Below are 20,696 nucleotides of genomic sequence, written 5' to 3' on the forward strand. Positions count from 1 at the left end.
AATAATAATAAGAAGAAGTAACCCTTGAAAACAATAATTTTCAAGGGTTGTTTTTTGGGGGTTAGGTAGTTTTTCTAGAAATGTTCAATCAGAAAATAAAATGAAAATATTCAAAAAAAAAGAAAATAATGGTTGCTTTCAACTCGATACTGTTATATTATAATTTTGTAATATACACTCTGTATTAATACACATTAAGTGGAGGGGGAGAATGAGCTATAAAGCACTACAAGGTATAAGTGTGTTGAAAAAGTTGACCAGGTTTTGTAAGAAGATGTTGATGACTAGGCACCCGGTGAAAGGAAGAAACGGAGAAGAAATGCGTCTTTAGTTAGTAACGGCGTGGCTGGAATCATGAGGTGAGAATTTAGTGTTATATGGGTGAAATTGTATCGGAAAGTCTTGGTTAAAAACTATTAATCTAAAAGAAAAGGGAGAGATTATCATGACAGAATCTAGACAAAAACAAGCAAGACAGTTAGAGGAACAGTGGGGAAATGATGATAGATGGCAGGGGATTGAAAGGCCGTATTCAGGTGAAGATGTTGTTCGCTTAAGAGGATCTGTACAAGTGGAACATACACTTGCTCGCAGAGGAGCAGAGAAGTTTTGGAACTTACTACATGAAGAAGACTATGTAAATGCGTTAGGAGCATTAACTGGGAATCAAGCTGTTCAACAAGTAAAAGCAGGATTGAAAGCGATTTATTTAAGCGGGTGGCAAGTTGCGGCAGATGCGAATCTTGCTGGGCAGATGTATCCAGATCAAAGTTTATACCCAGCAAATAGTGTTCCAAGTGTTGTAAAACGAATTAATCAAGCGCTTCAACGTGCTGATCAAATACAGCATATGGAAGGGGAAGGTAACATTGATTACTTTGCTCCGATCGTTGCTGACGCAGAAGCAGGGTTTGGAGGTCAACTGAATGTATTTGAATTAATGAAAGGCATGATTGAATCAGGTGCTTCGGCAGTCCATTTTGAAGATCAACTAGCATCAGAGAAAAAATGTGGTCATCTAGGCGGAAAAGTACTTATACCTACCCAAACTGCTATTCGAAACTTGATAGCTGCAAGATTAGCGGCTGACGTAAGTGGTGTTCAAACAGTGGTTATTGCCCGTACAGATGCAGATGCAGCTGATTTAATTACGAGTGACATTGACCCAACAGACCGTCCATTTATAACAGGAACGCGTACTCCTGAAGGTTTTTACCGAACGAATGCAGGCATTGATCAAGCCATTGTTAGAGGGCTTGCATATGCACCGTATGCAGATTTGATTTGGTGTGAAACGTCAAAGCCATCTCTTGTAGAAGCGAAACAATTTGCTGATGCTATCCACTCTAAGTTTCCTGGGAAAATGCTTGCTTATAATTGCTCTCCCTCTTTTAACTGGGAAGTGAACCTTGATAAAGGTTCAATTGAAACGTATCAAGTGGAACTTGGGAAGATGGGATACAAATTCCAATTTGTTACACTTGCAGGATTTCATGCCCTTAATCATAGTATGTTTGAGCTTGCGCATGGATATAGCGATCGAGGTATGGGGGCTTATTCGGAGCTGCAACAAGCAGAATTTGCAAGTGAAGATAGAGGATATACAGCAACACGCCACCAGCGTGAAGTAGGAACAGGTTATTTTGATGAAATATCACAGGCTGTAACTGGTGGCACTTCGTCTACAACTGCCCTAAAAGGATCGACGGAAGAAGCTCAGTTTCAATAATAAAGGACGCATTTTATGTTAGTCTCCGTATATTACAAGCAGACTCTGTACCTTTGTGCAGAGTCTGTTATAGTACAAATATTTAAAGTGTGAAATTCAGTATAACAAAAGTGCGTTAATTTTGTTATCAATTGGCTCTGTCGATTGATAAGGATGCTTGTATAATCTCCTACATTCTTGCCGGGGAAATAAAATGTTTTTTATTAAAGTGGGTTTGATTGCTCCGCATGTTGCTTAGAGGCTGTTCAAAAGGTGAAAGTTCCTCTTTTTTAACAGCCTCTTCAACTCTCTTTTCAAGAGGAGTATAATAGACTAGTAACTAGTAGTGGAGTTAAGAGTTGGAGAGGATACATATGCAAATATTTTTTGAAGTTGTAATGCCTGTTTTACTTGTGTTTTTAATTGGGTTTGTTGTTCAGAGATGGAAAAAAGTGGAAATCAAGTCAGTTTCGACTGTGGCCATTTATATTATGACACCATGTTTAGTCTTTCGAACTTTTTATAGTTCGGAGTTGAATATCCAATCATTTTATATGATTGTTTTTGCATTGCTTATTTTAATTTCAATCATCTTCATAAATAAGATTTATGTCAAAATAAAAAAATATGACCAGTCTATGGAAGGGGGGCTCATTTTATCTACAGCTTTTATGAATGCCGGTAATTATGGAACGCCGATTATTTTATTTGCATATGGCGAAGTGGGGTTCGCTTATGCTGTTATGTTTCTTGTATTACAATCGATTCTTATGAATTGTATAGGAGTTTATTATGCTGCGAGAGGAAAGGCCGGAGTGGGAATTGCGATTAAAGAAGTAATGAAAATGCCTGCTACGTATGCTTTCTTAATCGGAATTCTATTGAAATTACTAAACGTGTCTGTTCCCTCTAACTTTATGTTAACAGTAGACATAATTGCTGAGGCAGCTATTCCGACGGTAATGATTATTTTAGGGATGCAACTAGCTAGAATAAAATGGGGCAATTTTGAGTGGGGCATCGTAACCTATAGTACGATCGTTAGACTCCTGATATCTCCTGCGATAGCTTATGGAATTACGCTTTTGTTACCAATGGATCCAGTTATGGCAAAGGTATTAATTGTTTCTGCAGCAATGCCTTCAGCAGCGACCATTGTCATGTATGCGGTCCAATTTGATTCACAACCACGACTTGTATCAAGTGTTACACTAATAACTACTTTATTTAGTATTGTAACAATAACGGTTTTACTTATCATATTAGGCTAATTTCTTACTTGTTACTTTAGAACTTTGAAGTAGTGAAGCCACTTTTAAAAAAAATAAAAGAGTTACTTTTTATTTTTCCTGGATTTATAGAAGAAAAACGTGCTTGATGATTGCATTTTTCATCTTAAATCTTTATCATAATGAAGAGATTGTTCAAAAAGTAGGAGGACTTATAATGAAAATGATGGATGCAAATGAAATTATTCAATTTATTTCACAAAGTGAAAAGAAAACACCGGTAAAAGTACATATTAAAGGTGATCTAGAAGACTTACATTTTGGTGCTGATACAAAGGCATTTATTACAGGATCTATTGGCGTGCTTTTCGGTGAATGGAGTGTCATTGAACCAATTCTAAAAGAAAATGAAGCGAGAATCGAAGATGTTGTTGTTGAAAATGATCGTCGTAACTCTGCGATTCCTCTTCTAGATATGAAAAATATTCAAGCACGTATTGAGCCAGGAGCGATCATTCGTGATCAAGTTGAAATTGGTAATAATGCTGTTATCATGATGGGTGCTAGCATTAATATTGGTTCTGTAATTGGTGAAGGTACGATGATTGATATGAATGTAGTTTTAGGTGGACGAGCTACAGTCGGGAAGAATTGTCATATCGGTGCTGGGTCAGTTTTAGCCGGTGTCATTGAACCTCCTTCTGCTAAACCGGTTGTCGTAGAGGATGACGTTGTAGTTGGAGCTAATTGTGTTATTTTAGAAGGAGTAACGGTCGGTAAGGGCGCTGTTGTAGCAGCTGGAGCTGTGGTTACAGAGGATGTACCACCGAATACGGTAGTTGCTGGTACACCTGCACGAGTAATTAAGGAAATTGATGAAAAGACAAAAGGAAAAACGGAAATTAAGCAAGAACTTAGACGGTTAAATGAAGATAACTAATAGTTGTGGGATGAGTAGCTTTGTCGATTAGGTGTTAACCTCTTTGGCAAAGCTCTTTCCTTACATAGAGTGAAAGGGGTATAGAGCGGTGTCGAGTTGGATAGAACGTGACAATCAGACAATTATGTCAACCTATGGTCGATTACCCATTGTAATTGAGCGTGGGGAGGGGAATTATTTAATAGATGAAAAGGGAAAAAAATACTTAGATTTATTTACGGGACTAGCTGTAAATATATTAGGTCATTCTCATCCAAAAATAATCAAAGCATTAACAGAGCAAGGTGCTAAATTCTTGCATATTTCAAACGTTTTTTATAATAAGCCAGCAATTGCTCTGGCAGAACGCTTGCTAAAGCATTCAATAAAAGGGAAGGTTTTCTTTACAAATTCTGGAGCCGAAGCAACAGAGGCAACGTTGAAATTTGTTCATAAATGGTCGAAAGAACAGACTGAAGAGCGTCGGGGCGTCGTTGTTTTAAAAAAAAGCTTTCATGGTCGTACGCTAGGTGCGATCAAATTGACGAGGCAGCCTGGTGTGTATCAGGATTTTCCGGTTACTGACACTCCTGTTTATGAAGTGGATCCTCATGATGTTGCTACTCTTGAACATATTTTCCAAGCAAAAAAGCCAGCAGCTATCATTGTTGAACCTGTCCTTGGGTCAGGTGGGATTGTCCCGCTTGAAACATCTTATCTTCAAGCTATTTCAGAGCTTTGCCAAACATATAGTGTATTGTGCTGCATGGATGAAATTCAAACTGGGATTGGCCGGACAGGCACGTTTTTTGCTTATCAACATGCAGGGATTAAACCAGATGTGATTCTTTTTGCAAAAGGTATTGGTGGAGGTTTGCCACTTGGAGGAATTATAGTAGCTGAGCAGTTATCTCACTTGTTTCAACCTGGTGACCATGGGACGACCTTTGCTCCATCACCACTAAGTGCTGCACTTGGTAATACGGTCATTGACGTGTTAATAGAGGATGGACAATTAGAAGTAGGTTCAAAAATAGCCAAAAAATTATATGATGAACTAACACGATTACAAATCACCTACCCCAAGTTAGTAAGTGGTGTCAGAGGAAAAGGAATGATGCTTGGATTAGTGATGAATCTAGAAGCCTCAGAGGTGAAATCGATTCAACATCAACTTTTAGATGACGGCTTTATGGTTGATGTAACTCAGCAAACGATTATCCGATTATTGCCTCCATTAACCTTAACGAGTGAAGAGGTTTCAATGCTTATTGGAGTTTTAGAGAAACAGCTACAAACTCTTTTGAAAGTAGGGGAAAGATAATGATACTTACGGAAGAACTAATTCGTATTCGTCGCGATCTGCATCGGATCCCTGAACTAGGTTACGAGGAAGTGAAAACACAACAATATCTTTTGGATCGCCTCAAAGAACTTCCTCAGGAATTTATGACAATAGAGTTGTGGAAAACAGGGATTTTTGTTTATCTTGAGGGGAAAGATCCTTCTAGAACGCTCGCATACCGTGCAGATATAGATGGATTGCCAATTGAAGAACAGACAAGCTATAACGATTATAAGTCTAAGCATGTAGGAAATATGCATGCTTGTGGACATGATATCCATATGACAATAGCGTTAGGTGTGATTAGTTACTTTGCCCATAAACAACCGAGTCAAAATCAGCTTTTTATTTTTCAACCGGCTGAAGAAGGTCCGGGTGGCGCAAAGCAAATGCTTGAATCGGAACAGTTAAAGAAATGGTGGCCTAATGAGATTCTGGCATTGCATATAGCTCCAGAATATCCGGTAGGAACAATTGCAACCAAACCAGGTTTACTTTTTGCCAATACGTCTGAGCTTTTTATCCATTTAAAGGGAAAAGGAGGTCATGCAGCGTATCCTCATACGGCAAATGATATGGTTGTAGCAGCTAGTCATTTGGTGACGCAGCTACAAACAATTGTTTCGCGTAATGTAAATCCTCTTGATGCTGGTGTAGTTACAATTGGAGTGATCAAAGGTGGAACAAAACAAAATATTATTGCAGACACTGCTGTAATTGAAGGAACAATTCGAACAAAATCAATTGAAACGATGCAAGTCATAAAAAAACGGATTGAATCGTTACTAAACGGACTAGAAATAGGATTTGACTGCCAGGTTGAGATCGACTATGGTGCAAATTATTGTCAAGTTTATAATGACGAAACTGTTTCTAATTCATTTATTGAGTTTGCAAAGGCGAATGAAAATGTGAATCTTTCTATTTGTAGTGAGGCAATGACTGGGGAAGACTTTGGTTATTTTTTACAGCAAATACCTGGAATGATGTTTTGGCTAGGAGTGGAAAGTCCATTTGGGTTACATGATGCTAGATTAGAACCAAATGAAGATGCGATTCCTTTTGCAGTTCAAACTATAATTGAATACTTTAAGCAACATAATTCTGCTAAATAATGACAAAAAAGTCGTCTTTCCAGACGGCTTTTTTGTATGAAATGAATAATCAATTATCCTATTGACGGTTGTATTTCTTCCTAAAAATTATCGTTTTGGTGCATAGTTAGCAAAGAATGGGAAACAGTAATAAGTGTTATGAATTAAAATCTAGCGGAGGTGCTGGTGATGCCAAAAATCGGTGTCGAACAATCATTATTAGATGTACAACAACAATTGCAATCCATGGGATATGATGTTGTTCAATTAAAGCAGGAGCAAGATGCACAAGGATGTGACTGTTGTGTTATTACTGGGCAGGATCAAAATGTGATGGGTGTTCAAGATGCGGCTATTAAAGGGTCTGTTATTAATGCTCATGGGATGACAGCTCAGGAAATTTGCCAACAAGTTGAACAATCGATCGGACATCAGCAATAAAAACAAAGGAGGCTGAAACATTTTGTTTCAGCCTCCTTGTCGATATAACCATAGTCTAGTCTAATTTAATACACGGTATTATTATTTCTTCTCAATAAATACTTGATGTGGAAATGGGATTTCAATGTCATTCGCATCTAAAGCTTCTTTTAGAGCTTTACGTAATTTACGTTCAACAGCCCATTGTTCCATATTCTCTGTTTTTGCGATTACTCGGATGACGACATCTGAGTCCCCTAGACCTTGTACTCCGACAACATTAGGTCCCTCTTTAATGGTTTCATCTTCGCTTGCTATTTTGTCACAAGCGGCTTGAAGGATAGCCATTGCTTCATCGATGTTATCATCGTAGGAAATACTCATATCTACAAGTGCTCTCATATTACCACGTGAATGGTTGCTGACATTGCTGATTCCTCTATTAGGAATAAAGTGTAACGTGCCGTCAAAGCCTCTAATTTGGACATTTCGTAAACCTACTTCTTCTACGATTCCGTCTACCCCACCAGCTGTAACATAATCACCAACATCAACTTGCTTCTCTAATAATAAGAAGAATCCCGTAACAACATCGCTGACAAGACCTTGCGCTCCAAATCCGATAGCTAGTCCAACAACACCGGCACCAGCAATCAGGCCAGTAGCATCTAGTCCAAATATGCTAATAATGATTGTAATAAAAACGAATATTAGAACATAGGAAAAAGCATTAACCGCTAATTTCTCTAGTGTTTTTACGCGACCGGCAGACATACCTTTTTGCGTCTCCATTTTTGAAAAGCCACCTTGGATGAGCCTTTTTCCAATTGAACGCGCAATTAAGAAAGCTAAAATTGCTAACACGATTTGGCCAATAATTGTCACTAAGCCAATTAAAAATACCCCACCTGAAAATTGGTTTACCCATTGTTCCATTGTATCCCTCCTAATTTCAAACTACATCAATAAAGATGTAACTTATTTTAGTTCGTTTCAAACACATAATAAAAATATTAAGAATTAATAGTAGCATAAAAAAACACTCCTCTCAAATAGGTTGTACATTTGATTGAGAATGATAAGCATATTAATCGCTTTTCAGAGAAAACATTGTTATAATTAAATTTGTAAGAGTCGTTTAGAAGCACAAGACGTGGGTATACTACTATTTGTGCTTTAATGTAAAAGAATTTTACATGCTATTTATATTTATTATTAATTAATATTGACTAGTATTAAAACTTCTTTTATAATGACGGCTGTAAAGATATTTATTTATTAATAGGAGGTTGTACATATGACAGACAAGCGTATGGTAGCAAAACAAGCACCGCGTTTTGAAATGGACGCAGTATTGCCGAACAAAGAATTTGCAAAGGTGAGTCTAGAAGAAAACATGAAGAATGACAAATGGACAGTTCTTTATTTCTACCCAATGGATTTCACGTTCGTATGTCCAACTGAAATCACAGCTCTAAGCGATCGTTACGATGAATTCGAAGATTTAGATGCAGAAATCATTGGAGTATCAACTGATACAGTTCACACTCATAAGGCATGGATTAACACTTCTCGTGATGAAAATGGTCTTGGTGAGTTGAAATATCCACTTGCAGCTGATACAAACCATGTTGTATCTCGTGAATATGGTGTTCTTATCGAAGAAGAAGGTATTGCACTACGTGGTTTATTTATCATTAGCCCAGAAGGTGAGTTAATGTACTCAGTTGTTAACCATAACAACATTGGTCGTGATGTAGATGAGACTCTTCGCGTACTTCAGGCTCTTCAAACGGGTGGTCTTTGCCCAGCGAACTGGAAACCAGGTCAAGAAACACTTAACGTGTAAGAATCTAAACACAAGAAGGTCTAGCAGCAATGTTAGGCCTTTTTTGATCCAAGTTAAGATAATTCAAGAGGAGGATGGTTTGAATGGCGTTAAAACTACGGTCTCAAATGCCTGAATTAGAAGGGGCGTCAACTTGGTTAAACGGAGAAGTCACAAAGAGTGATCTAGTAGGAGATAAGCCAACCCTCATTCACTTTTGGTCAATTAGTTGTGGTTTGTGTAAAGAAGCAATGCCTAATGTTAATGAATTCCGTGATACTTACAAAGATAAGTTAAACGTCATTGCTGTGCATATGCCACGTTCTGAAAAAGATTTGAATTTAGACGAAATTAAAAAAGTAGCGGAAGAGCACGAAATTACTCAACCGATTTTTGTTGATGATCAACACAAATTAACTGATGCTTTTGAGAATGAATATGTACCTGCTTATTATGTATTTGATGGGGAAGGACAACTTCGTCATTTTCAAGCTGGCGGCGGCGGAATGAAAATGCTGACGAAGCGTGTAAATAGAGTTCTAGGTATAAAAGAATAAATAAGAAAAGGCTGACAGGGGTATAAAGTCCATTACGTCAGTCTTTTTTCTTGTGTTTTGCTTACATCACGAATGATTACTTCTTCATATATATATGATGAGGTGATCATTCGATGAATATTATAGATAAAAGAAGCTCTCTAGCATCTAGTCGTTCGAGATCATACACACGAAGAGCTCGAAGTGCAATTAGAAATATCGCTATCCATCATAGCGCGACGACGTCTGGAAGCGCAGAAGCGTTCGCACGTTATCACGTTAATGAATTAGGTTGGCCCGGTATTGGGTACCATTATGTTATAGATAAGGATGGTTCGATTAGTTTATGCCATGATTTAGAAGTTGTTAGTTATCACGTTGGAAATAGTAATAGTTTTGCAGTGGGCATTTGTATGGTTGGAGACTTTCGAACACAATCGTTAACAGATGCCCAGCGCCAAGCAACCTTGGATTTAACTCGAAGTTTAATGGATCAATTAACTATTCCAATTGATAATGTATGGGGCCATATCGAATTTCCTGGATACTCATGGAAACCTTGTCCGTCAATTAGTATGCAGAAATTTCGAAGTTGGTTACGTGAGGAGGGGGCGAACTTTTCTGAGAGCCCACCTCCGTCTCCGAGTTATGTTGCCGGAGCTAGGAAGAGAACGATTCTTTCTAGAGGTGATCAAGGTGATGACATTAAAGCCTTACAAGAACGCTTAGATGAAATAGGGTTTCATCCTGGACCAATTGATGGAATCTTTGGTCCGCAAACAGCTGATGCAGTAATGCGATTTCAACGAACAGCTTCGATCTCAGTAGATGGTATCGTCGGTCCTGAGACTCGTGAAGCATTACGTGACTATAAGCCAGCAACAGAACCAATCGAACATGGTTCTCCAACAGATGAGCCAGATGACCGGGAAGAAATGTATCGAACGGAGACGAGAAGAATGCTTCGCTTAATCAGCCCAATGATGAGGGGAACTGATGTTCAAGAAGTTCAAGGGAAAATAGGTTCTGCTACAGATGGAATCTTTGGACCGGAAACAGGGGCAAGAGTTCGAGAATTTCAAAGAAGTGAAGGTATTACAGAAGATGGAATTGTTGGCCCGCAAACGTGGCGAGCGTTAGATAGGATTCAACAGAGCAGAGGAGGACGTTATCAACGCTTACTGTCTGTTCAAACTCCATATATAAGAGGAGAAGACGTAAAACTTATTCAGAGAGCGCTAAATGTTCGAGTAGATGGTCTATACGGGCCACTTACTGAGCAAGCGGTTCGAAAATACCAACGAAGAGAAGCAATTGCAGTAGACGGAATAGTAGGTTCACAAACGTGGAGAAGATTGTTTAATTAAAGAGGTTGCTCCAAAGGGGTGATCTTCCCTTTTGGAGTAACCTCGTAGCCATTACCGCACTTCAAAGAACGATCTTCCCTTTTGGAGTAAACTTGAATGAAAATAAAAAGGAGGATGACTTAATGTATCTTAAGTCATCCTTCTAAAAGTTATACTTCCATTATGATCGGTAAAATCATCGGTTTACGTTTTGTTCGTTCGTATAAAAATGGACCAAGTAAATCTGTAATTTCATTTTTGATTTCTGACCATTGAGTTGTTTTCCGTTCCATCACTTCGTGTAAATGCCCTGCAAGTAGCTTCTGTGCTTCATGAATTAAGTCGCTAGACTCCCTCATATAGACAAATCCACGAGAGATGAGGTCAGGACCAGCTGTAACCTTAAACTCTTTCATGTTTAAGCTGACGACTACGACTACAAGACCTTCTTCTGAGAGGATCCGACGATCTCTTAGCACGATATTTCCAATATCACCTATTCCGTTTCCATCAACATAAACAGACCCTGATGGAATTTTTCCGACAACGCCAGCTTCTTCTGGGTGGAGAGCTAATACATCGCCATTATCCATAATGAAACTGTTTTGTTCAGGAATTCCACAATCTGCAGCAAGCCTTATGTGCATTTTTAGCATGCGATATTCTCCGTGAATAGGCATGAAATATTGTGGCTTCATTAAGCGTAGCATAAGTTTCTGCTCTTCTTGACCACCGTGGCCGGATGTATGAATATCATTTAATGATCCGTGAATGACATCAGCACCAGCACGATATAACTGATTGATTGTCTTACTTACACTTAATGTATTTCCTGGAATTGGTGATGATGAGAACACTACCGTATCTCCAGGAATGATTTGAATTTGGCGGTGCGTACCATTAGCAACACGTGAAAGAGCTGCCATCGGTTCACCTTGGCTACCTGTACATAAGATCGTTACTTGAGTGTCAGGCAGTTTGTTTAATTGAGATGGTTCAATAAATGTACCTTTAGGTGCATTTATGTAGCCTAATTCTTGACCAATTGTTAATGCATTTTCCATGCTGCGACCGAAGACAGCTACTTTTCTACCGTATTGAACAGCAGCTTCTATCACTTGTTGAAGGCGGTGGATGTTGGAGGCAAATGTAGCAAAAATAATACGTCCATTAACTTTATTAAAAATATTGCTAATGCTTTCTCCAACTTTCCTTTCTGACATAGTGAAATCTGGAATTTCACTATTTGTACTATCTGATAATAAGCAGAGTACACCTTCTTCGCCAATTTTTGCCATTTTTGTTAAATTAGCTGGTTCTCCGACTGGAGTGAAATCAAACTTAAAGTCACCTGTATGCACAACATTCCCTGGTGGGGTTTTTACAACAATTCCGTAAGAGTCAGGAATACTATGCGTTGTTCGGAAAAACGATACCGATGTCTTCGTAAATTTAACAATTTGGTCTTCATGAATTTCATGAAGCTTTGTTTTTCGTAAAAGACCGTGTTCTTCTAGTTTTCCTTTTAATAGACCTAAAGCTAATTTCCCCCCGTAAATCGGGACGTTGATAGTCCTAAGTAAATAAGGAATACCACCAATATGATCTTCGTGTCCATGTGTGATAAAAAGGCCTTTAATTTTATCTTCATTTTTTACTAAATAAGAATAATCAGGAATGACGTAATCAATGCCGAGAAGTTCGTCCTCTGGAAACTTAATCCCAGCATCAATAAGAATGATTTCATCTTGAAACTGAACAGCGTACGTATTTTTACCGATTTCGCCTAATCCGCCTAAGGCAAAGACGGCAGTTTGGTTGTTTTTCACTTGTTTCATGGATTAAATGGACTCCACATTAAAATCTTCGCTTTGTTGTTCATAGTCAAGATATGCTCCAGAGACCGGTGTTACAAACTCAATATTATAATTGCGTGAAGCGAGCTTTTTACGTACATCCGCTTCACTCTCTCCCTCAACAAAGAGCGATTCCGTAAATTCCCGTACAGGAACTTGGTTAAATTTCTTTTGATAAAATACTTTAAATATCATGTTACTACCTCTCCTTACCATTGGTTATATTTTCATTATAAAGCAAATGACTCCGCATTTCATGTTTTTCTTTGAGTTGGAGCATTATTTGGTAAACTTTATGCAGTATTAACCAGAGTGGTATTGATTAAACTTCTATAAGTCGGTTTTTAGGGAGTAAGTTTTTACAGCCTTTTACGATTTTTTTACGCCATTTACGTAACATGTTGGGTTCACGCTCCTTCTTTTATTGTTGTTATCTTTTCCTGCCACTTAATGAGGATTGTTATGTATAGTATGTGTTGGTTGTAAATCTGCTGTTCAAGGTAATAAATGGATAAAAAAAAGTGATTCATTCCTAAAGTTCAAATTAGGAAGAGGAATCACTGTTCTTATGCATGTAAATTAGGTAGCTCTTTTTTTAGCTTATCTTTAAAGCTTTCAATACGATCATAAAACATAATACCATTAAGATGATCAAGTTCATGTTGAAAAACAATTGCTACTAGGCCGCGTAAACGTAATGTCACTTCTTCCCCGTCTAAGTTTGTTCCTTTAACGGTAATTCTAGAATATCTAGGAACGTTACCTTGAATATCTCTATCAACAGAGAGACAGCCTTCTCCCCCCTCTAAATGAGTCTCTTCTATAGAATGGCTAACAATTCTAGGATTAAATAGTCCCATACTATATAGCTGGTCTTGTTCATCGGTAACATGAACAGCAAACATGCGCTTAGAAATTCCTATTTGAGGAGCAGCTACCCCAACACCTGGTCTTAGTTCATATTTTTCAGCAATGTCTGGATCTTGACTGTTAATGACAAACTCAAGCATTTTTTGCAAGGTTTGTTTATCTTCTGTATTTGCTGGAAGAGAAACTTCTTTTGCCACTTTTCTTAATACAGGGTCTCCTTCACGAACAATATCTTTCATTGTTAACATTTATGTATCACTCCTTTTGCTTATACATTAACTTTATGAAGAAACCTACGAAATATCAAGTAGTATTCCATTAAGAAAGCTATTTTAACGATCACTTTCCGTTTTTAACTTAATTTTGGAGCTTGTCGAAACGGTTGTAAAAAGTGTCAGAGGCTTCTCATAAGAGGTTTAAGTTTAAATACAGAAAAAAAGGAGCAAGGCAGCAGCCTTACTCCTTTTGTGCATATTAGCAATGACCAAACTTAGAAGCTCCAACAATGATAAGCAGGATGAAAAGTACAACGATTAACGCGAAACCTTTACCTGCACCTGGTGCGTAGCTTGCTCCTGCAACTGGAGCACCGTATCCGTATCCACAAGGGTCATAACAACATCCTGCACCTTGACCGTGTCCATATCCAAACATTTGACATTCCTCCTTTGTCGTCTTGGCACCGCATTGGTTGCGATTCACTAATTACTTTATGCAGGAAGAGGATCGTTGGTTGGACGAATGCCCATTTTTATGATTCTTTTTAAATAAACTCATTCATTTATTAAAGGACAGGCTCATATTACCAAGGTTGCGCTCATATACTAGCAACGTTTACAGATTTACTAATTCAATGTATTGTACAATTTGTACATACTCATTTAGTCTAGAAGTAAATAGGTACACAGGATAGGGGGAAATGGATGTTGAGTTTTGTAAAGTGGGTGCCAACTTTTCTAGTAACAATCGTACTGCTAACAGCTTGTGGTGAAAATCCAGCAAATACCGTTTATCACCATCTAGAGGCTGCAGTTGAACTTGAACAACCTTTTGAAAAGCAACAAGAACCATTACAGAAAGCAGAAATAAGAGAGAATGAACTTTTTGAGAAAATTATTGCTCTTGGTATGGATGAATTTGAGGAAATCGTTCAAGTAGCAGACGAAGCGATTGTTTCGATTCAATCGAGGGAGACAATGATAAAAAAAGAAAAAGAAAGTATTGAAGAAAGTTATCAAGAATTCAAGAAAATAGAAGAAGTTGAAAAGATTGAAGATTTTGAGCTTGCTGATGTGTTAACTGATTTGGTAAAGACTATGCAAGACCGGTATGATCATTATCAACAATTATACGACAGTTACTTTGAAGCAATTAACTTAGATAGAACATTGTTTGAGATGTTACAGGAAGAAGACTTAGTTATGGAGGATCTTCAAAGTCAAATTGACAATGTAAATGAAACATATGAAAAAGTAGAAGGATATAAAGAAGAATTTAACAGAAAGACAGATGAGTATAACCAATTAAAAAGAGAGTTTTATAAAGTAGCAGAGCTTAACGTACTGTTTGAATAGTGCGTTAAGCTTTTTTAGTGAAAATGCCTGTGCTAATAGTTTGAGTCAATTTTTGTTTTTAATACAGGATAAAATGAGCCTGACTTAAGATTATATTTTTAGAAGGGAATCTGTACTATTGTAAATGTAAATTGATATATAACAACAAAACTTTTTAGAGATGCGAAACATTTTGATGGAATTATAAAAAATAGATAAACAAAAGGATTGACGGATTTTAATAAGATGATGTAGACTTAATTTTGTAAGTTGTGTTGTATTACTTTGTTAGTGAATCGACTAATACAGATCAATTGAAGTTTTGCGATGCAACATCAATCGTATTTTTATACATATGTGGCTAAGCGAAGCTTGTCGAAATTTTGTTTCGAACTTTACCATAGAGGTTATGTATGAGTAGAGATTGGGCATCCTATGGGAGAGGTTTGTCAAGTAGATTTTACTACTTAACTTATAGTCATTTTAATTCAATAAAAAAACGATTGAGTTTATTTTTCATTTGAAAGGAAGAGGTGAAGGTAGTGAGTACAAAAACGTTAGAGCAAGTAGAAAATCAGTTTGAGACGTTTCAGATTTTAAATGAAGAGGGCGAAGTTGTTAATGAAGCTGCTATGCCTGAGTTAAGTGATGAACAGCTACAAGAAATTATGAGACGCATGGTGTATACAAGAATTTGGGATCAACGTGCAATTTCATTAAACCGTCAAGGTCGCCTTGGTTTCTATGCGCCAGTGGCAGGTCAAGAGGCATCAATGTTAGGGAGTCAATTTGCCCTAGACAAAGAAGATTGGATTTTGCCTGGTTATCGTGATATTCCACAAATTGTATTCCACGGCTTACCGTTACATCAAGCATTTTTATGGTCCCGCGGACACTATGCTGGAAGCCAGTTTCCAGACGGCTTAAACGTTATGTTTCCTCAAATCATTATCGGTGCTCAAATCATTCAAGCAGCTGGTGTTGCAGTTGGGCTAAAACGTAAAAAGAAAAACAATATTGCTATCACATATACAGGTGATGGTGGTGCTTCACAGGGCGATTTCTATGAAGGTATGAACTTCGCTGGTGCTTATAATGCTCCTGCTGTATTTATCGTACAAAACAACCGTTTTGCCATTTCAGTACCTGTTGAGAAGCAATCTGCGGCAAAGACAATTGCTCAAAAAGCAGTCGCTGCTGGTATTGAGGGAATTCAGGTAGATGGTATGGACGTCCTTGCTGTATATGCTGCAACTAAAGACGCTCGTGAGCGTGCATTAGCTGGTGAAGGTCCAACACTTATTGAAACGATGACCTATCGTTATGGTCCACATACAATGGCTGGTGATGATCCAACTCGTTACCGTTCTTCAGATCTTGATGATGAGTGGACAAAAAAAGATCCCCTTGTTCGTTTCCGTAAATTCCTAGAGAAAAAAGGATTATGGACAGAAGAAAAAGAGAATGAAGTAGTGGAACAAGCAAAAGGCGACATTAAAGAAGCAATGAAAAAAGCGGATGGAACAGCAAAACAAAAAGTAACGGATCTAATTGGCTTTATGTTTGAGGAGTTACCGGCAAATCTCCGCGAGCAAATGGAAGAATATACAGCAAAGGAGTCGAAGTAACCTATGGCACAAATGACAATGATTCAAGCAATTACGGATGCAATGCGTAATGAGCTTAAGAATAATGAAGATGTTCTTGTGTTTGGTGAAGACGTTGGTCAAAACGGAGGGGTATTCCGTGCGACTGAGGGCTTACAAAAAGAATTTGGTGAAGAGCGTGTATTTGATACTCCACTTGCTGAATCAGGTATCGGTGGTTTAGCGATTGGTTTAGGACTTACTGGCTTCCGTCCAGTAATGGAAGTTCAATTTTTCGGTTTTGTATTCGAAGTGTTTGATTCTGTTGCAGGCCAAATGAATCGTATGCGTTATCGTACTGGTGGGAAATTGACATCACCAATTACAGTACGTTCACCATTTGGTGGTGGAGTTAAAACGCCTGAAATGCATGCAGATAGTTTAGAAGGACTTATGGCTCAAACTCCTGGTTTGAAAGTTGTTATTCCTTCAACACCTTATGATGCAAAAGGTCTTTTAATCTCTGCGATTCGTGATAACGATCCGGTTGTTTACCTTGAGCATATGAAGCTTTATCGTTCATTCCGTGCGGAGGTACCAGAAGAAGAGTACACGATCCCATTAGGTAAAGCTGATATTAAACGTGAAGGAAAGGATTTAACTATTGTTACATACGGAGCAATGGTACATTCTTCACTTAAAGCTGCAGAAGAGCTTGAAAAAGAAGGTATCGATGTTGAGGTTATTGATTTAATGACAATTAGCCCTCTTGATATAGACACGATCATCACTTCTGTAGAAAAGACGAGCCGTGCAATTGTCGTTCAAGAAGCACAGAAGCAAGCTGGTATTGCTGCTAATGTTGTGGCAGAAATTACGGAAAGAGCAATACTAAGTCTGGAAGCACCAGTCCTTCGTGTGACATCTCCTGACACGATCTATCCTTTTGCAACTATTGAAGATGATTGGTTACCAGATTATAAAGGCATAGTAGATACGGCGAAAAAAGTTATTAATTTCTAAATTTCAAAAAGAAGATTTTCTAAAGAATAGACAAGCGTATGAGAAGGAAAGATGGGAGTCTTTCCTTTTCGACTAATTTAACTGTTCATTTAAAGGAGGCACTTCAAAGTGGCATATAAGTTTAAACTGCCTGACATTGGTGAAGGTATTCACGAAGGTGAAATTGTAAAGTGGTTTATTAAACCAGGCGATGAAATTAAGGAAGATGACATTCTTCTTGAGGTTCAAAATGATAAAGCAGTTGTAGAAATTCCATCACCGGTTGATGGGAAAGTACTAGAAGTTCATGTTGAGGAAGGTACTGTAAGTATTGTTGGTGACGTTCTTGTAACGATTGATGCTGGTGATGCTAATCCTGCAGAAGAAGATAGTGCACCTGAAGCAGAAGCTGAACCTGCTAAAGAAGAAGCTAAATCTTCTGAACCTGCTGCAGATACTGCGAATGAAGATGAGGCAGATAATGGTGCACGTGTAATCTCTATGCCGTCTGTTCGTAAGTATGCTCGTGAAAAAGGTGTAGCAATTTCTAAAGTAAGTGGAACTGGGAAGAATGGTCGTATTGTGAAAGAAGACATAGATACATTCTTAAATGGTGGTGCAACAACTGAAGCGCCTGCTCAATCAGATGAAAAGACAGCTGCAGCTCCAGCTTCACAAAAATCAGAGCCAGTTTCTAGTCCAGTTGGTGAACAAGAAACACGCGTTCCATTTAAAGGTGTTCGTAAAGCGATTGCTAAGGCAATGGTTAATTCTAAGCATACAGCACCTCACGTTACACACATGGATGAGATTGAAGTTTCTGCGTTGGTTGCACATCGTAAAGAGTACAAAGCAATTGCTGCTGAACAAGGAACAAAGCTTACGTACTTGCCTTATGTTGTAAAAGCTCTTACTGCTGCTTTACGTAAATTCCCAGCTTTAAATGCATCAATTGATGATGCAAATGACGAAATCGTTTATAAAAATTACTTTAATATTGGCATTGCAGCTGATACAGAGCATGGTCTGTTCGTACCAGTTGTAAAAGATGCAGATCGCAAATCAATTTTCGCACTTGCTGATGAAATTAATGAGTTGGCAGGTAAGGCACGTGATGGTAAACTTAGTGGTGCGGAAATGAAGGGCGGTTCTGCCACAATTTCTAACGTTGGTTCGGCTCGTGGACTCTGGTTTACACCAGTTATTAATCACCCAGAAGTCGCTATTTTAGGTATTGGTCGTATTGAAGAAAAGCCAGTTGTGAAGAATGGCGAGATTGTAGCTGCTCCTGTACTTGCTCTTTCAATCAGTTATGATCACCGTCTAATTGATGGCGTAACAGCTCAGAATGCACTAAACCACGTGAAACGTCTATTAAACGATCCACAATTATTATTAATGGAGGGGTAATGCATGGTTGTCGGAGATTTTGCAAATGAAGTAGATACGCTGGTCATTGGTTCAGGTCCTGGAGGTTATGTTGCGGCAATTCGCGCAGCACAACTAGGACAAAAAGTAACAATTGTTGAAAAAGGAGAAATGGGTGGCGTTTGTTTAAACGTTGGTTGTATTCCTTCAAAAGCATTAATTGCTGCTGGTCACCGTTATCATAATGCAAAGCATTCTGAAGATATGGGGATTATTGCAGAAAAAGTTTCGGTTAATTTCGAAAAGGTTCAAGAATGGAAAGCTTCTGTTGTTAAGAAATTAACGGGAGGCGTTGAAGGACTTCTTAAAGGTAACAAAGTGGAAATTGTTCGTGGTGAGGCATACTTTGCTTCTGAAAATTCAGTTCGTATTATGGATGAGAAAAGTGCGCAAACTTATAATTTTAAACATTGTATTATTGCAACAGGTTCTCGCCCAATTGAGATTCCTGCGTTTAAATATACAGATCGTGTTATTAACTCAACGGGTGCTCTTGCTCTTAAAGAAGTGCCAAAGAAATTAGTTGTTATCGGTGGAGGGTACATCGGGATTGAACTCGCTGGTGCTTATTCCAACATGGGAACAGAAGTTGTTGTTCTTGAAGGCAGCAAACAAATCTTGGGCGGTTTCGAAAAGCAAATGGCCAAGCTTGTAGAGCGTCGCCTTAAGAAAAACGGTGTAGACTTCAAAATGGAAGCAATGGCTAAAGGCGTTGAACAGTCTGAAACAGGCGTCAAGGTAACAGCTGAAGTGAAAGGCAAAGAAGAAGTAATTGAGGCTGACTACTGCCTAGTAACAGTAGGCCGTAAACCAAATACGGATGAGCTAGGTCTTGAGCAAATCGGTGTTGAACTTAACGACCGTGGTGTTGTTAAGATTGATAAACAATGCCGTACAAGTGTCTCAAACATATTTGCAATTGGAGACGTTGTTGAAGGTCCGCCACTTGCGCACAAAGCTTCTTATGAAGGCAAAATTGCAGCTGAGGCAATTGCTGGAGAGAAGTCTGAAGTTGATTACCTTGCAATCCCTGCTGTTGTATTTTCTGATCCAGAGCTTGCAAGCGTTGGTTATACAGAAGCAGAAGCGAAAGAAGCAGGATTTGATGTTGTTGCATCGAAATTCCCGTTTGCTGCAAATGGTCGTGCGCTATCTCTAAATGAAACTGATGGCTTTATGAAACTTATCACACGTAAAGACGATGGTTTAGTTGTCGGTGCTCAAATTGCAGGTCCGAACGCATCTGATATGATTGCTGAACTTGGCCTTGCGATTGAAACAGGTATGACTGCTGAGGATATTGCATTAACGATTCATGCGCATCCTTCACTTGGTGAAATTACGATGGAAGCAGCGGAAGTTGCACTTGGTACACCAATTCATATTGTAAAATAAATAAACAAAAAAAGACATCTTACTAAGGTGTCTTTTTTGTGTTTAATTCACACTTAGTACATATAAGTCTGTAAGATAAGATGGCAAGAGAGGAAGTATAGCTTCTTTATCAACATGAAAAATTTCTATTAAATGTGCTAATATTTCGTCTTTTGGCAATGTTCCTTCCATCCTTAAATTTTCCTGGTCACCTGTTAGAACTAGCATAGTTGGGAACTGTTCAATATTAAAATAACGAATGGCATCTCGTTCATTCGCATCAATAATTAAAAAATCTGGCATTTTACTAGGGTAATTCTCTTTCAGTTCGAGTAGTGCATCATAATACGTTTTTTCATCTTGGATTGTGGAGGAATCTGAAAAAAGAACAGTGATCGTTTCTTCAGTATGTTGTTGTAATGGATTTTCTATCGCTGACGCTGCTGAAAAACATGAATTTAATAATAGAATAGAACTTAGGATCATCAATTCGATATACTTGTCCAATCGATTCACTTCCTTAGTTTAATTACATATGTTACTACTTTTATAATGTATCTTATTTTAGCACGCATTGTTTAACTAAGGATATTTGATATAAA

General features: G+C 38.2%; 20 protein-coding genes. 14 read left to right on the forward strand and 6 right to left on the reverse strand.

What is annotated here, in order from left to right:
• The first annotated feature begins 445 nt into the window (after positions 1-445).
• The 6 genes from aceA (at position 446) to SAZ04_RS08080 (ending at position 6,736) form a co-directional block, all read left to right on the forward strand.
• Positions 446-1,729, forward strand: a complete 1,284-nt coding sequence (aceA, locus tag SAZ04_RS08055; RefSeq protein ID WP_332693742.1) for an isocitrate lyase — start codon at positions 446-448, stop codon at positions 1,727-1,729.
• A gap of 353 nt (positions 1,730-2,082) precedes the next feature.
• Positions 2,083-2,979, forward strand: coding sequence for an AEC family transporter (locus tag SAZ04_RS08060; RefSeq protein WP_332693745.1), 897 nt, complete (start codon positions 2,083-2,085; stop codon positions 2,977-2,979).
• Between the two features lie 175 nt (positions 2,980-3,154).
• Positions 3,155-3,877: a 2,3,4,5-tetrahydropyridine-2,6-dicarboxylate N-acetyltransferase gene (dapD, locus tag SAZ04_RS08065; protein ID WP_332693748.1), complete on the forward strand. Its 723-nt coding sequence runs from the start codon at positions 3,155-3,157 to the stop codon at positions 3,875-3,877.
• Between the two features lie 124 nt (positions 3,878-4,001).
• Positions 4,002-5,180: an aspartate aminotransferase family protein gene (locus SAZ04_RS08070; protein WP_431308978.1), complete on the forward strand. Its 1,179-nt coding sequence runs from the start codon at positions 4,002-4,004 to the stop codon at positions 5,178-5,180.
• Entirely contained in the window at positions 5,180-6,316 is a 1,137-nt protein-coding gene (locus tag SAZ04_RS08075; RefSeq protein ID WP_332693754.1) for an N-acetyldiaminopimelate deacetylase, read from the forward strand. The genes SAZ04_RS08070 and SAZ04_RS08075 overlap by 1 nt, the downstream gene beginning before the upstream one ends.
• A 168-nt stretch (positions 6,317-6,484) precedes the next feature.
• Entirely contained in the window at positions 6,485-6,736 is a 252-nt protein-coding gene (locus tag SAZ04_RS08080) for a YkuS family protein (RefSeq protein WP_332693757.1), read from the forward strand.
• An 81-nt stretch (positions 6,737-6,817) separates the two neighbouring features.
• Here SAZ04_RS08080 and SAZ04_RS08085 read toward each other — a convergent pair whose 3' ends face one another.
• A complete protein-coding gene (locus SAZ04_RS08085; protein WP_332693760.1) occupies positions 6,818-7,651 on the reverse strand; it encodes a mechanosensitive ion channel family protein in 834 nt (277 codons plus the stop codon).
• Positions 7,652-8,012: 361 nt separating this feature from the next.
• Here SAZ04_RS08085 and SAZ04_RS08090 point away from each other — a divergent pair, with 361 nt between their 5' ends.
• The 3 genes from SAZ04_RS08090 to SAZ04_RS08100 all read left to right on the forward strand — a co-directional run bounded on the left by SAZ04_RS08090 (position 8,013) and on the right by SAZ04_RS08100 (position 10,446).
• Positions 8,013-8,564, forward strand: coding sequence for a peroxiredoxin (locus SAZ04_RS08090; protein ID WP_332693763.1), 552 nt, complete (start codon positions 8,013-8,015; stop codon positions 8,562-8,564).
• A gap of 83 nt (positions 8,565-8,647) precedes the next feature.
• Positions 8,648-9,100, forward strand: a complete 453-nt coding sequence (locus SAZ04_RS08095) for a TlpA disulfide reductase family protein (protein ID WP_332693766.1) — start codon at positions 8,648-8,650, stop codon at positions 9,098-9,100.
• A gap of 113 nt (positions 9,101-9,213) precedes the next feature.
• A complete protein-coding gene (locus tag SAZ04_RS08100; protein ID WP_332693769.1) occupies positions 9,214-10,446 on the forward strand; it encodes a peptidoglycan recognition protein family protein in 1,233 nt (410 codons plus the stop codon).
• Between the two features lie 149 nt (positions 10,447-10,595).
• Here SAZ04_RS08100 and rnjA read toward each other — a convergent pair whose 3' ends face one another.
• The 4 genes from rnjA to SAZ04_RS08120 form a co-directional block, all read right to left on the reverse strand.
• Complete coding sequence (rnjA, locus tag SAZ04_RS08105) at positions 10,596-12,263, reverse strand: ribonuclease J1 (protein ID WP_332693772.1); 1,668 nt, start codon at positions 12,261-12,263, stop codon at positions 10,596-10,598.
• 3 nt (positions 12,264-12,266) lie between these two features.
• A complete protein-coding gene (locus SAZ04_RS08110; protein ID WP_332693775.1) occupies positions 12,267-12,476 on the reverse strand; it encodes a DNA-dependent RNA polymerase subunit epsilon in 210 nt (69 codons plus the stop codon).
• 371 nt (positions 12,477-12,847) lie between these two features.
• On the reverse strand, positions 12,848-13,399 hold the full coding sequence (gene def / locus SAZ04_RS08115) for a peptide deformylase (protein WP_332693778.1): 552 nt from the start codon (positions 13,397-13,399) through the stop codon (positions 12,848-12,850).
• 226 nt (positions 13,400-13,625) lie between these two features.
• A complete protein-coding gene (locus tag SAZ04_RS08120) occupies positions 13,626-13,805 on the reverse strand; it encodes a YjcZ family sporulation protein (protein WP_332693781.1) in 180 nt (59 codons plus the stop codon).
• A gap of 269 nt (positions 13,806-14,074) precedes the next feature.
• On the opposite strand from SAZ04_RS08120, the gene SAZ04_RS08125 reads away from it, so the two are divergent.
• The 5 genes from SAZ04_RS08125 to lpdA all read left to right on the forward strand — a co-directional run bounded on the left by SAZ04_RS08125 (position 14,075) and on the right by lpdA (position 20,115).
• The gene (locus SAZ04_RS08125; protein ID WP_332693784.1) at positions 14,075-14,725 is read left to right on the forward strand and encodes a YkyA family protein; all 651 of its coding nucleotides are present in this window, start codon (positions 14,075-14,077) and stop codon (positions 14,723-14,725) included.
• A gap of 521 nt (positions 14,726-15,246) precedes the next feature.
• The gene (gene pdhA / locus SAZ04_RS08130; protein WP_332693787.1) at positions 15,247-16,332 is read left to right on the forward strand and encodes a pyruvate dehydrogenase (acetyl-transferring) E1 component subunit alpha; all 1,086 of its coding nucleotides are present in this window, start codon (positions 15,247-15,249) and stop codon (positions 16,330-16,332) included.
• 3 nt (positions 16,333-16,335) lie between these two features.
• Entirely contained in the window at positions 16,336-17,313 is a 978-nt protein-coding gene (locus SAZ04_RS08135; RefSeq protein WP_332693790.1) for an alpha-ketoacid dehydrogenase subunit beta, read from the forward strand.
• A 108-nt stretch (positions 17,314-17,421) separates the two neighbouring features.
• Complete coding sequence (locus tag SAZ04_RS08140; protein WP_332693793.1) at positions 17,422-18,702, forward strand: dihydrolipoamide acetyltransferase family protein; 1,281 nt, start codon at positions 17,422-17,424, stop codon at positions 18,700-18,702.
• A 3-nt stretch (positions 18,703-18,705) separates the two neighbouring features.
• Positions 18,706-20,115, forward strand: a complete 1,410-nt coding sequence (lpdA, locus tag SAZ04_RS08145; RefSeq protein ID WP_332693796.1) for a dihydrolipoyl dehydrogenase — start codon at positions 18,706-18,708, stop codon at positions 20,113-20,115.
• A 42-nt stretch (positions 20,116-20,157) separates the two neighbouring features.
• Here the strand turns inward: lpdA and SAZ04_RS08150 are convergent, their stop codons facing one another.
• Positions 20,158-20,601, reverse strand: a complete 444-nt coding sequence (locus SAZ04_RS08150) for a thioredoxin domain-containing protein (RefSeq protein ID WP_332693799.1) — start codon at positions 20,599-20,601, stop codon at positions 20,158-20,160.
• Positions 20,602-20,696 lie beyond the last annotated feature (95 nt).

This window comes from Halalkalibacter lacteus, from assembly GCF_036663595.1.
Classification (GTDB): Bacteria; Bacillota; Bacilli; order Bacillales; family Bacillaceae_D; genus Halalkalibacter; species Halalkalibacter lacteus.

Bases quoted from the DNA above. Each gene is read 5' to 3' on its own strand.
- SAZ04_RS08075 (WP_332693754.1), top strand. From the start codon at position 5,180: ATGATACTTACGGAAGAACTAATTCGTATTCGTCGCGATCTGCATCGG.
- SAZ04_RS08095 (WP_332693766.1), top strand. From the start codon at position 8,648: ATGGCGTTAAAACTACGGTCTCAAATGCCTGAATTAGAAGGGGCGTCA.
- SAZ04_RS08125 (WP_332693784.1), top strand. From the start codon at position 14,075: ATGTTGAGTTTTGTAAAGTGGGTGCCAACTTTTCTAGTAACAATCGTA.
- SAZ04_RS08100 (WP_332693769.1), top strand. From the start codon at position 9,214: ATGAATATTATAGATAAAAGAAGCTCTCTAGCATCTAGTCGTTCGAGA.
- SAZ04_RS08080 (WP_332693757.1), top strand. From the start codon at position 6,485: ATGCCAAAAATCGGTGTCGAACAATCATTATTAGATGTACAACAACAA.
- dapD (WP_332693748.1), top strand. From the start codon at position 3,155: ATGAAAATGATGGATGCAAATGAAATTATTCAATTTATTTCACAAAGT.
- rnjA (WP_332693772.1), bottom strand. From the start codon at position 12,263: ATGAAACAAGTGAAAAACAACCAAACTGCCGTCTTTGCCTTAGGCGGA.
- SAZ04_RS08090 (WP_332693763.1), top strand. From the start codon at position 8,013: ATGACAGACAAGCGTATGGTAGCAAAACAAGCACCGCGTTTTGAAATG.
- SAZ04_RS08110 (WP_332693775.1), bottom strand. From the start codon at position 12,476: ATGATATTTAAAGTATTTTATCAAAAGAAATTTAACCAAGTTCCTGTA.
- SAZ04_RS08070 (WP_431308978.1), top strand. From the start codon at position 4,002: ATGTCAACCTATGGTCGATTACCCATTGTAATTGAGCGTGGGGAGGGG.
- lpdA (WP_332693796.1), top strand. From the start codon at position 18,706: ATGGTTGTCGGAGATTTTGCAAATGAAGTAGATACGCTGGTCATTGGT.
- SAZ04_RS08135 (WP_332693790.1), top strand. From the start codon at position 16,336: ATGGCACAAATGACAATGATTCAAGCAATTACGGATGCAATGCGTAAT.
- def (WP_332693778.1), bottom strand. From the start codon at position 13,399: ATGTTAACAATGAAAGATATTGTTCGTGAAGGAGACCCTGTATTAAGA.
- SAZ04_RS08060 (WP_332693745.1), top strand. From the start codon at position 2,083: ATGCAAATATTTTTTGAAGTTGTAATGCCTGTTTTACTTGTGTTTTTA.
- SAZ04_RS08120 (WP_332693781.1), bottom strand. From the start codon at position 13,805: ATGTTTGGATATGGACACGGTCAAGGTGCAGGATGTTGTTATGACCCT.
- SAZ04_RS08085 (WP_332693760.1), bottom strand. From the start codon at position 7,651: ATGGAACAATGGGTAAACCAATTTTCAGGTGGGGTATTTTTAATTGGC.
- aceA (WP_332693742.1), top strand. From the start codon at position 446: ATGACAGAATCTAGACAAAAACAAGCAAGACAGTTAGAGGAACAGTGG.